We start from the raw sequence: 11223 nt of genomic DNA, 5'->3' as shown, positions 1-11223 counted from the left end.
GCCTGACGCCGATGATGACCCGATCCGAGCTTAGCTAACCTGTCAGGTGGTCCGAAAGATGGGGACCACTTCAATCATCAAAGTGCCGAACAGCAGCCAGGCGAGCAGCATCTTGATGCTGTCGAGCAGGCCGTTGCCCTGGCGTTGGCGAGCGCGCTGTTGCCATTGCTGTGCGGCGCGCCAGGCGGGATTCTGGCGGGGATCTCGGTGCGGGCCTTGGGAATCGGGCATGTTAACCTCCAGAGGTCGCGTCGGATGTGACGCTAGATGAACTGCCCCTTGGAAAGCCCGGGGACAGGGTTCGTTCCTTATAGATTACCCCTTCCACACGTCGGCAACGATCTCGTAGCTTCTCAGCCGGTCCTCCAGGGCATAGACGTCGGTGTTGAGCATCAGCTCGTCGGCGCCGGTCTGTTCGAGGAAGGCCTCCAGCCCCTGCTGCACGGTCTCGGGACCGCCGACGATGGCGGCGCCCAGGAACTGTTGCAGCTGAGCCTCCTCGGTAGGCGACATCTCCAGGTGCTCCACCGGGGGCTTGGCGCTGGTGCGTCGACCACGAATCATGCCCAGGAACTTCTGGCGCATGGTCGAAGCCAGGTAGTCGGCGTGGGCATCGGTCTCGGCGGCGACCACCGGCAGCCCGACCATGGCGTGGGGACGCTCGAGCACCGCAGACGGCTGGAAGTTGTCGCGGTAGAGGCGCAGTGCCTCGAACAGATATCCTGGGGCGAACTGGGCGGCGAAGGCGAAGGGCAGGCCGAGGCGTGCGGCGAGCTGGGCGCTGTAGCCGCTGGAGCCCAGTAACCAGAGGGGAACATGGGTGCCCTGGCCGGGCACTGCTCGCACCCGCTGGCCGGGCCGCTCGTCGCCGAGGAAGCCCTGCAGCTCCTCCAGGCGCTGGGGGAAGTCGTCTACCCCGGCATAGGGGTCTCGGCGCAGTGCCGCCATGGTGGCGCCATCGGAGCCCGGCGCGCGGCCCAGTCCCAGGTCGATACGCGCGGGATACAGCGTCTCCAGGGTGCCGAACTGCTCGGCGATCACCAGGGGCGGGTGGTTGGGCAGCATACTGCCCATATCCATAGCGACAACTGAGACAGTGGAGTTCAGATTCAATAATGCGTCTTCCTGTGGTGCTAAAAGCTACGCAGACGGAGCAGCATCAATTATGTATGATTAGGAGTAAGAGGGTTTTGTAAGCATTTGCAGCGTCTTGTCAATATGTGTAAATTAAAAGGTCATAGGAATAGAAGATGAAGAAAGTGTTCTTCTCTTATTCGCATCGTGATGAAAGCTTCAGAGATGCATTAGAGGCTCAACTCTCGATTCTGAAAAAAAGAGGCGTAATCACGGCGTGGCATGATCGAGCAATTGACGCCGGTGAGGAAATTGATAGAGCGATTGATGAAAATATACATAATAGCGATGTTATTCTGTTATTGATAAGCCCTGATTTCATAGCTTCGGATTATTGCTATGACATAGAAATGACTGTTGCTATGGAAAGGCACGGGAAAGGGGAATCAACGGTGATCCCAGTCATAATACGACCCTGTGATTGGAAGGATGCACCATTCTCAAAGTTAATGGCAGTACCTACTGATGGAAAACCCGTAACATTGTGGAGTGATCGAGATTCTGCTTTTTTAGACATAACTAATTCTATTAAAAGAGTTGTTCAGAAAAAGCAGTAGGAAAATAAAAGCAGGGAAGAGTGAGAGCAAGCATGAAAAAAGTCGTTATTATCTACAATAGAAAAGATGACTCTTACAAAGAGCAGCTTATTGCTCATCTTAGTGGATTGGTTCATAGGAAAATAATTGAAACATGGCATGATAGAGATATTCTTGCTGGTGACGTAAGAACAGGAGTGATTGATGAAAATGTAAATCAAGCTTCTGTTATATTGTTATTGATTAGCCCGGATTTTATTAGTTCGGAATATTGTAATGCTGAAGAAATGAAGCTTGCAGTAGAATTGCATAGGGCGGGTAGAGCAAGGGTTATTCCTATATTAGCTAGACCCTGCGACACAGAAGGTGCTCTTTTTGATGGCCTAAATAAAGTTCCTGAAGGAAAATGGATTAGTCAATGTGAAGACAAAGATGGCGCTTTCCTTGAAGTAGTAGAAGAAATTAAAAGAGCTGTAAGAGAAGTAGAGCATGTTGAAATACCTGCGCCTAAGCTAGACTATGCCAGTCGAAGAGAGTTCTCTCAATGGCTGAATGACACTGAAGTAGTCTTTAAAAATAGAGCTGCTGATGTTTTGTTTTTAGATGATATCTATGTGTATCCAGACTTAAGGAGCATGGATACAGATGATGATAGCTTTGTCGAAACTCCCGCATCCAGCCTCTTTAAGAAAAAAGGTTATACAGTTGTTCTTGGGGAGGAACAGTCGGGAAAGACTGCTTTCGCAAAGTCACTGTACAAGGATTCGCTGAAATACAGGAAAAAACCTATATTTATTGATGCAGACGGAGTCAATGAAAGTAATGTTTTTGATCTTTGTAGCGAGGCTTTGAAGAAACAATATGAAGATATTTGTGACTTGTCAGAGATAAGCTATGAAGAAAGAGTTCTAATAGTCGATAACATGTCTAGCATCGCCCTGAACAAACGGCATCAGAATCTTTTGCTAGATGGTATACAATCTGAATTTGGAACATGTATAGTTCTGGCCTCCGACTCTTTCCAATACGTCATGCCTGACATTGATGGTTTAGCTGGGTTTTCAGTGAAAGAGATACTGCCCTTTGGAAACTATAAGCGTGAAAAACTAATTGAGAAGTGGGTTTCGGTAGGAAGAGACAAAGAGATCGATGAGGCCGACCTCTTCTATAGTGTAGATGATCTGAAATCTAAAATTGACTCTTTGGTTAGGCGAAGTGTTGTTCCACCTAAGCCTATCTACCTATTGAGCTTGATGCAGATATTTGAAGCATATACGACTCAGCAAATAGATTTAACTTCTTTTGGTCATTGCTACCAACATCTGGTATATCAGGCACTTGAAAAAGCCGATATAACGACTAAAGACATAGACAAGTATATGAATGTCATGACTGAGTTTGCGTGGGCTCAGTTTGAAAATAGCGGGGAGTTGAATGACGATAAATTAAAAAACTTTTTTCGGCAATATTCAGAAATATACTTGGCTGTCAATGAAGAAGATGTGGTTTCACGACTTCTTCGTTGTAGTATATTGACAAAAAATGAAAAAGGTTTCAAGTTTAAGTACCCGTATATCTATTATTTCTTCGCTGCCAAGTATATTTCTGAGCAATACAATAAAAGTCGCAATGTGAAAAGCAGGTTTATATATTTGCTTGAAAATCTACATAAAGAAGACTGTGCCAATATAATTGTTTTTATTACGCATCACACAAAAGATGCGTGGATTTTAGATGAGATACAAATATGTATGATGGAGCTGTTCCAAGAGCAGGATGCTGCAACACTTGAACGTAGCTCTCTTAGCTTTATGGAGAGTTTTCTTGAGGATATTCCTGAGCTAATTCTTGAACAGAGAAGAATTGAAGATGAGCGTGAGAAGAAAGCTCAAGAACTGGATAGGTTAGAGCAAGATACAGTAAAATTTGAAAATGAGATAGATAATTTAGAACCTAGCGATACTCTTGCGAGAGTGAATAAAGCTTTTAAAGGAATAGAAATTATTGGGCAGATCGTTAGAAATAGATCTGCTTCACTTCCTAAAAGCACCTTGGTGGACATTGTGGAGGAAGGCTTTCACACCGGACTACGGTTTCTTTCTTATTTTCTTAGTATATCAGACTCGTCAAAAGATGAAGTTATAAAAATCATAGAGCATGTTCTCAAAGAGAACCCGAGGGTAAGTGATAAAGACTTGGAAAAAGAAGCAAAACATACTTATATGCTTCTTACATATGGTGTTATATTTGGAGTTCTTAGGAAAGTCTCTAATTCAATGGGTGGCATTGAAGTTGAAGAAATTTGTAGGATTGTAGAAGAGAAAAACGGAACACCAGCGATAAAGCTGATAAACCAATCCATGCACCTCCACTTTCATAAGCGACTAGACTTTAAGAGAATAACAAGCCTGCAAAAAGAATTTCGTTCTAATCCTACATGTAAGCGGATACTGAAAGAAAATATTATACAGCATACATATATGTTTCCTGTAAAATTTAGGGATAAGCAACGTCTTTCTGAAACGTTAGGTATAAGCATGCAAACCCAACGAAGAATGGAAAATGCAAAAGGCGGGAAAATGTAGAAGACCCGGTAGAGTGACTTGGTCTCAGTCTGTCCTTATCCATAATTAAAATCAAGGGCTGGGTACGATACGGGTTATGAGTGAGTTAGTCAGTTTAGAGCCTGAGACCGCTTGGCCAGTTTAGATGGTTAAGCGAAGGCGCGATGCAACCATTGCTAACGACAGAATGAGTAGGGGGCATTCAATGGTAGAAAAAAGTCATAAAAGAGATAGTTTTAAAGCGAATGTCGTTAGGATGCTCAGGGATAGAGTAGGTCATCGTTGCTCAAACCCTGTCTGTCGAGTGCCGACAAGCTCCCCCGGCGATGGGAAAAATGGCGTTAACAATATTGGTGTTGCTGCTCATATATATGCTGCATCCCCAAACGGTCCTCGTTATCTTGCCACCATGAGCTCTGCCGAGAGGTCTAGTTTTGACAACGGAATATGGTTGTGTAGCACCTGTAGTTACAAGATTGATAGAAGTCCTAGTGACTACCCCGCAGAACTCCTAAGAGAATGGAAGGCCGAGAGCGAAGCTAGGGCAAAAGAAGAGCTTGGGATGAGGCTTCCGTCTAATGATGATGCTGTGAACCAAATAGAGAGCTTGTTTACAGGTAAACCGACAGGATTTTTAGCAACTTCAATACACAATGTTCACAAGGCCACGGCATCTTCTTTAGAAAGCCTTGACGAACGATTTGGCGTTACTGTAAGCCACGTTGATGGAAAGTCGATATTCAAGATTGAGCCAAAGTCTTCGAAGGTTTCTGTTAGTTTTCAGTTGGTTTCTGATTCCTCTTATGACTTTAGTGGAAAGCATCAGGCTTTAGTTAGTCGAGGCGAGGGCTTTGATATTCCAGCAAGTCATATTATTTCAAATGATTCAAAACTTTTCGATAAGATACTTTCCCAAGGGGGCGTCGTAAGTATAAGCCCCACCAGATGTCCAGCAGTTATTAAAATGTACGTTAAGTGCCCCGAGTCAAATGTTGTTGAGATGTTTGATGACGCCCATGGTCACTTGACGCCGGGGACGGAGATTATAAACTTTGATGCCAAAACGTTTGGTGGGCTTTTCCATGTGCGAGGGAATACAGGAATTCCAAGAAACGAAAGTAAGGCAAGCCTCTCTTTTGACTGTGATTTTTCCCCATGGGAAGGGATGGATGTTGCTAGACTTCCCTATTTAGTAAAGCTACACACGCTTTTTGATAGAATGCTTAAAGGATGGCTCTTTTCATTCGCTATCGAAATACAAGGAGAGCGACTTGCTACTAGTGACGATTTAGATGTCTCGGGTTTTGACTTCGTGAAAGAAATTGTCAGTTTTCTCTTGTATTCGAAAAGCGCAATGAAATTGGCTAGAGCGTCTGACAAGAAAGTGAAATTTGATAGCAATATCACTTACTCTGGTGAAGACCTTGATGAGTTAGTTATGTATTCAGGTCTTTTTGAAAAGCCAGGGATATTCGGAAGTGATGAGTTGCGAGGAGACCCTTCGTTTACGTTGACTTTGAATAAAAAATTAGACGGGTTTCTTAAGGAATCATTTGAAAAAGAGGATGGAGGCGAAGTTTCAATAACGCAGAGCGGTGTAGCTCTTGAAGTTTTTAACGATTTGGTTCCTCTACCGGATATTAAAAGAACCTTTGGACCAGTGAAGCTCAACCCTAACGTGGATGTGGAAAAAGCGAAGCCTGGCGATTCTGTAGTTATTAGGTGTGAAAGATTGGAAGGTTTTGAGATGAAAATCGAATACCTATAGAAAATAAAGACATATAGATTGCACGTCAGTCTGCAAAATAAATGTTGACATTGTATTTATTTTCTGAATCTGTTTATCCAGTATGATCTGGCATTATGATGCCGCCGCTGCCCACACGGATGCGCTGGGTGGCACCGGCCACATGGCCGATCAGCACCGCGGTGGCGGCGCTGGCGATCCCCTCAATGCCGTGATGCTCGGCGAGCCAGAAGCGGGTAAAGCCCAGGCGCTCGGTCAGCTGGGCCAGAGCCACACTTTCACGGTAGCTGTCGGCGGCGCTGCCACCCTCGCGGATGGGGGCCAGATCGAGAACGGACAAGGGAGTAGCGGCGAGGCGAGACATGACGGCTCCGATTGAGGGGGCGAAAAAAGTTAGCCTGCTGAGATTGTTGATGGGGGCGGAACATCTTCGATGCAATGCCGGTCTTTTCGAGGCCGATTCGCCGAGCGGAGAAAAGAAGCCTCGTCAGATCGGTCCCAGTGTGTTCAGTCAGCACATCCCTGACTGTGAGGTCATCTCGTCGCTGGCCTACCGCTGGCCCAGGCCGTAAGCTTTGGGTATCTATGGTGAAATCGGACTTCCGCCATGCCTCCCATCACTGTTACGGGTGAGCGTCGCCGTCGGGGAGCGACTCGAAGGCGACACTCCGCCACCCGGTATACCCGCTTCGATCGTTGGCTCGATCGCGTGGTCGATATCGCCGTCATCATCGCCTTGCTGGTGGGGGGCGTCGCTCTGTTGCTCTCCTTGCTGCGCTAGGGCGGCTGGCCTTCGCCATCTCGTGCGGTGGATAAGGGGCTGCTATGGTGGGGACCCTTCATCCACAGGGACGCTGCGATGAGCACGACCGACAGCACACCGCTACCAAGAGTCCGCGCCTCTCGCCGCGAAATCTTCGGCTGGGCGATGTTCGACTTCGCCAACCAGGCCTACACCCTGCTGATCATCACCGTGGTCTTCGGTGAACTGTTCACCACGGTGATCGTCGGTGAGCGCGGGGGTGACTACCGGCTGGCCAACTTCCTGTGGAGCCTGGCACTGGCCATCAGTTACCTGCTGGTGGTGGTCACCGGGCCGCTATGCGGAGCGGTGATGGACTACCGTGCCGAGAAGAAGCGCTTCCTGTTTGCCAGCTACCTGGCCACGGTGGCCGCCACCGCCATGCTCTACTTTGTGGCGCCGGGTTACGTGCTACTAGGCCTCATGTTGATCGTAGTCTCCAACTACGCCTACTCCATGGGCGAGTCATTTATCGCCGCCTTCCTGCCCGATCTGGGGCCACCGGAGGATCTGGGCAAGATCTCCGGGTTCGGCTGGGCGCTGGGCTATGTCGGCGGGCTCTTCGCCGCCGGCTTCACCCTGGTGGCGCTGGGCGAGGCGACGGCGGAGAATTTCGAGCGCATTCGCTGGGTGGGACCCTTCGCCGCCGGCTTCTTCCTGATCACCGCCATTCCTACCTTCCTGTGGGTGAAGGAGCGTGGCACGCCGCAGCCCGCCGGCAAGCGCTACCGGGATATCGCCCGAGAGCGTGTCTCGACTACCCTGCATGAGCTGCGACGTTTTCAGGACCTGGCGACCTTCCTGGTCTCGCTGCTGTTCTCCATGGCCGGGGTCTATATCATCATCGCCTTCGCCTTTATCTATGGTGCCCAGGTGATCGGCTGGGACGAGTCTATCCGCAACCTGATGTTCATCATCGTGCAGGTCACCGCGGCGGCCGGTGCCCTGGGCTTCGGCTTTATACAGGATCGTTTCGGTACCAAGCTGACCTACCAGTTCACCCTGGTGCTGTGGGTGGCGGCGATACTTGCCATCTGGGCCACCCCCGAGGTCACGGCCCTGCTCAATGGACGCTTCGGGCTCGGCTGGGAGGCCCAGCACCTGTTTCTCGTCGTCGGCTGCCTGGCGGGGCTCTCGCTGGGCTCCAGCCAGTCCGCCAGCCGTGCCCTGGTGGGTCTCTTCTCGCCGACCCGCAAGGCCGCCGAGTTCTTCGGTTTCTGGGGGCTAGCCAACAAGCTGGCCGGTGTCTTCGGCATCATCGCCCTGGGGCTGCTGCAATCAGTGGTGGGACTGCAGGCCTCCATACTGCTGTGTGCGGCGCTGTTTATCGTTGCCATCCTGATCTGCCTGTTCGTCGACCAGGCCCGAGGCCAGCGCGCCGCCGCGGCCTGGGAAGCACGCAACGGCCGCGCCAGGGATGATCTCTCGGCAGAGTGACTCGTCGAGCGTGGGAATCCACCTGCTACTAGTGGGTCAAAGGAGATCGGGGCCTTGCCGGGAGTGACAGGATGAGCGATCAGGACAGGGGAGTGAAGCGCACCGGGCTTGGCATGATGCTGCTGTTCTGGGTGCTGTTCATCGCAACCGGTACCTGGTGGTTCCAGGGCCTTGTGGAGCGCCAGCGCAACCCCAACAGCCATCTGGTCAGCGCCGTGGAGGAGGGGGCGCCGGTGGTGCTCGAGCGCAATCGCGGTGGCCACTTCGTGGCCACCGGGCGAATCAACGGCGAACCGGTGGAGTTCCTGGTGGATACCGGTGCCACCTACGTGGCACTGCCGCGGCAGATGGCCGAGCGGCTGGGGCTCGAGGCGACCGGTAGCGCCTGGTTCAATACCGCCAACGGGCGGGTACGCGGTGACCTCACCCTCCTCGATGAGGTCAGCCTGGGCGGCTACGTGGCCCGTGATGTGCGTGGCTCCGTCAGCCTGGGGCTGGAGGGCGATACCGCCCTGCTGGGCATGAGCTTCCTCGACCATTTCGACATCCGCATCCGGGGTGCCCAGATGGTGCTGGAACCAGCCGCAGACTGAGGCGTTGACCATCTCGCAACAGCCACCGCGCCGACCTTTGCTGAAGAGGCTGCGCTGTGCCCAATGTCGTCTTGCCGCGAACAAGAGGGGGCACGCAGACTGTAGCGACACTCATCCCCGTGACGGAGCCTGACATGACCCTGTCGCCATCTCTGCATCAGCGTCTCGGCATCGAGCTGCCTATCCTCCAGGCACCCATGGCCGGTGCCCAGGACAGCGCCCTGGCCATCGCCGTGTCGCGAGCCGGAGGGCTGGGGGCACTACCCTGTGCCATGCTCTCGCTCGAGGCCATGGGTGAGGAGCTCGCGGCGTTCCGCGCCGCCACCTCGACGCCACTCAACGTCAACTTCTTCTGCCATGTTCCTCCCGAGCCGGACTCTGGCGTCCAGGCACGCTGGCATAAGGCGCTCGCGCCCTTCTTCGCCGAGTTCGGTCTGGATATCGATGCCGTGACCCAGGGGCCAGGGCGTCGCCCCTTCGACCATCAAGCCTGTGAGGTCCTGGAACCCTTTCGGCCCGAGGTAGTGAGCTTTCATTTCGGTCTGCCCGACGCCGTCCTGCTCGAGCGGGTCAAGGCCTGGGGCGCCACGGTGCTCTCCACGGCCACCACGGTGGAGGAGGCTCGCTGGCTCGAGGCTCAGGGTGCCGATGCGCTGATCGTCCAGGGGCTGGAGGCTGGCGGACATCGCGGCATGTTCCTTAGCGAGGAGATCACGACCCAGATGGGTACCCTTGCCCTGTTGCCTCAGGTGCGTGATGCCGTTGACCTGCCCCTGATCGCCGCCGGGGGGATCGCCGATGCCAGCGGGGTAGCGGCGGCCCGGGCGTTGGGTGCCGATGCCTTGCAGATAGGCACCGCTCTGCTGTGCTGCCCCGAGACCACGATCTCGGCAATCCACCGTCGCGCGCTGCAATCAGAGGCGGCACGTCATACGGCGCTGACCAACCTTTATAGCGGTCGTCCGGCCCGAGGCATCGTCACCCGGCTGATGCGAGAGCTGGGACCCATGGCCGAAGTGGCCCCGGCCTTTCCCCTGGCCACCTCGGCAATCGCGCCGCTACGCGCCGCCGCCGAGGCCACGGGCAGCGGCGACTTCTCGCCACTCTGGGCCGGGCAGAACGCCAGTCGCTGTCGTCCCATTCCCGCCGCCGATGTCATCGCCGAGCTTGCCGTTGGGATGTGAATCTGCCGATATCAACTGACAACATCGATAAACGAGCAACATCAATAAACGAGCAAGGCAAGGAGAGTGCTGCGGCTTACCCAACGCAACGGAGGTGGCTATGGCCAAGCAGACACATGGGCGTTGCGCCAGCAAGCCCGGTCAGATCCCCGCGGGTGGCTGGCTGGATATCCTGTGGCGCGTCAAGCAGGAGGTCGCCCAGGATCTTGTCGCCATGATGGCTGCCGGCATTGCCTTCAATGCCATGCTGGCGCTCTTCCCGATGATCGCGGCTATCATCTCGATCTGGGCGCTGGTGATGGATCCTCAGGACCTGGCGGGTCAGATCATTCAGCTGAGCCGTTACCTGCCGCCCGAGGCCTCCAGCCTGATCAACGATCAGGCACGCAAGATCGGCGAGAGCACCAGTACCGGCCTCAGTCTCACGGCACTGGGCAGCGTGCTGGTGGCGATGTTTATCGGCTCCAAGGGCGTGCTGTGGATGGTGATGGGGCTGAATGTGGTATATGGAGAAGACGACAGGCGCGGAGCGTTGCACCGCGGCTTGATCGTCGCGGCCCTGACGCTGGGGCTGATCCTCATGTTGCTGGTCACCGTTGCGTTTGTCGCCTTCTTTCCGCTGGCCATCGGCATGCTGGGGCTGGATACCCTGCTGGTAAGGGCCGTCGCCTGGCTGCGCTGGCCGGCACTCCTGATGGTGATGATGCTGACTATCGCCGTGTTCTACCGCTTCGGGCCCTATCGGAGGTCGCCACGCTGGAGGTGGCTCAGCGTCGGATCTGTCGTCGCCACCTTGATGTGGCTGATCGGCTCCGTTGGGCTATCGCTCTACTTCGGTCGCGTGATCAGCGTAAGCGAAATCTACGGATCACTGGGCGCGGTGGTGGTGCTGATGCTGTGGCTCTGGCTCTCGGCCTTCGTCGTGCTGCTCGGGGCAGAGTTCAACGCGGAAATGGAACGCCAGACCTATCGTGATACGACCGTCGGTGAGCCTCGTCCCCTCGGAGAGCGCGACGCCTATGCTGCCGACACAGTGGGCCATGGGGGGCCATGGCGTGGAGTCAGTCCTGGGGAGTGCAAGAAGGCCTCCGACCCGAATGATTCCTTGTGACGCTGCCCCACCATCGATATTACTGCCTTGGGCTGTCGCAGATGACAGTACCGCCCAAGACTTTTCCGGCGACTGGCCGTTGTTGGAGGGGTGAGTCTGCCTCTCAGCTGATATT

9 protein-coding genes and 2 pseudogenes are annotated in these 11223 nt (G+C 53.4%); 8 read left to right on the top strand and 3 right to left on the bottom strand.

Features of this window, described 5'->3' with window-relative positions:
• Window positions 1-42: 42 nt before the first annotated feature.
• Both GRB80_RS07640 and GRB80_RS07635 read right to left on the bottom strand, forming a co-directional pair.
• The gene (locus tag GRB80_RS07640; RefSeq protein WP_161423136.1) at window positions 43-231 is read right to left on the bottom strand and encodes a hypothetical protein; all 189 of its coding nucleotides are present in this window, start codon (window positions 229-231) and stop codon (window positions 43-45) included.
• 84 nt (window positions 232-315) lie between these two features.
• Window positions 316-1071, bottom strand: a pseudogene (locus GRB80_RS07635) (LLM class flavin-dependent oxidoreductase); the annotation flags it as partial.
• Between the two features lie 179 nt (window positions 1072-1250).
• Here GRB80_RS07635 and GRB80_RS07630 point away from each other — a divergent pair.
• The 3 genes from GRB80_RS07630 (at window position 1251) to GRB80_RS07620 (ending at window position 6002) form a co-directional block, all read left to right on the top strand.
• Window positions 1251-1691: a toll/interleukin-1 receptor domain-containing protein gene (locus tag GRB80_RS07630; RefSeq protein ID WP_161423135.1), complete on the top strand. Its 441-nt coding sequence runs from the start codon at window positions 1251-1253 to the stop codon at window positions 1689-1691.
• A gap of 32 nt (window positions 1692-1723) precedes the next feature.
• Window positions 1724-4255: an NACHT domain-containing protein gene (locus GRB80_RS07625; RefSeq protein WP_161423134.1), complete on the top strand. Its 2532-nt coding sequence runs from the start codon at window positions 1724-1726 to the stop codon at window positions 4253-4255.
• A gap of 184 nt (window positions 4256-4439) precedes the next feature.
• Window positions 4440-6002, top strand: coding sequence for a hypothetical protein (locus GRB80_RS07620; protein ID WP_161423133.1), 1563 nt, complete (start codon window positions 4440-4442; stop codon window positions 6000-6002).
• An 82-nt stretch (window positions 6003-6084) separates the two neighbouring features.
• Here the strand turns inward: GRB80_RS07620 and GRB80_RS07615 are convergent.
• Window positions 6085-6345 (bottom strand): annotated as a pseudogene (locus GRB80_RS07615) (LLM class flavin-dependent oxidoreductase); the annotation flags it as partial.
• A 243-nt stretch (window positions 6346-6588) separates the two neighbouring features.
• On the opposite strand from GRB80_RS07615, the gene GRB80_RS16250 reads away from it, so the two are divergent.
• The 5 genes from GRB80_RS16250 (at window position 6589) to GRB80_RS07595 (ending at window position 11108) form a co-directional block, all read left to right on the top strand.
• Window positions 6589-6762 (top strand): hypothetical protein, encoded by a 174-nt coding sequence (locus GRB80_RS16250; protein ID WP_202597184.1) that lies wholly within the window; start codon window positions 6589-6591, stop codon window positions 6760-6762.
• 78 nt (window positions 6763-6840) lie between these two features.
• Window positions 6841-8220: an MFS transporter gene (locus tag GRB80_RS07610; protein ID WP_161423132.1), complete on the top strand. Its 1380-nt coding sequence runs from the start codon at window positions 6841-6843 to the stop codon at window positions 8218-8220.
• A 71-nt stretch (window positions 8221-8291) separates the two neighbouring features.
• A complete protein-coding gene (locus GRB80_RS07605) occupies window positions 8292-8813 on the top strand; it encodes a retropepsin-like aspartic protease family protein (protein ID WP_161423131.1) in 522 nt (173 codons plus the stop codon).
• A 56-nt stretch (window positions 8814-8869) separates the two neighbouring features.
• Window positions 8870-9997 (top strand): NAD(P)H-dependent flavin oxidoreductase, encoded by a 1128-nt coding sequence (locus GRB80_RS07600; RefSeq protein ID WP_337194365.1) that lies wholly within the window; start codon window positions 8870-8872, stop codon window positions 9995-9997.
• Window positions 9998-10097: 100 nt separating this feature from the next.
• A complete protein-coding gene (locus GRB80_RS07595; protein WP_161423129.1) occupies window positions 10098-11108 on the top strand; it encodes a YihY/virulence factor BrkB family protein in 1011 nt (336 codons plus the stop codon).
• Window positions 11109-11223 lie beyond the last annotated feature (115 nt).

This window comes from Halomonas icarae, assembly GCF_009901955.1.
Taxonomy (GTDB): Bacteria; Pseudomonadota; Gammaproteobacteria; order Pseudomonadales; family Halomonadaceae; genus Halomonas; species Halomonas icarae.
Note: the sequence above shows the minus strand (reverse complement) of the source record. Positions and strands in the feature narration are given on the sequence as shown.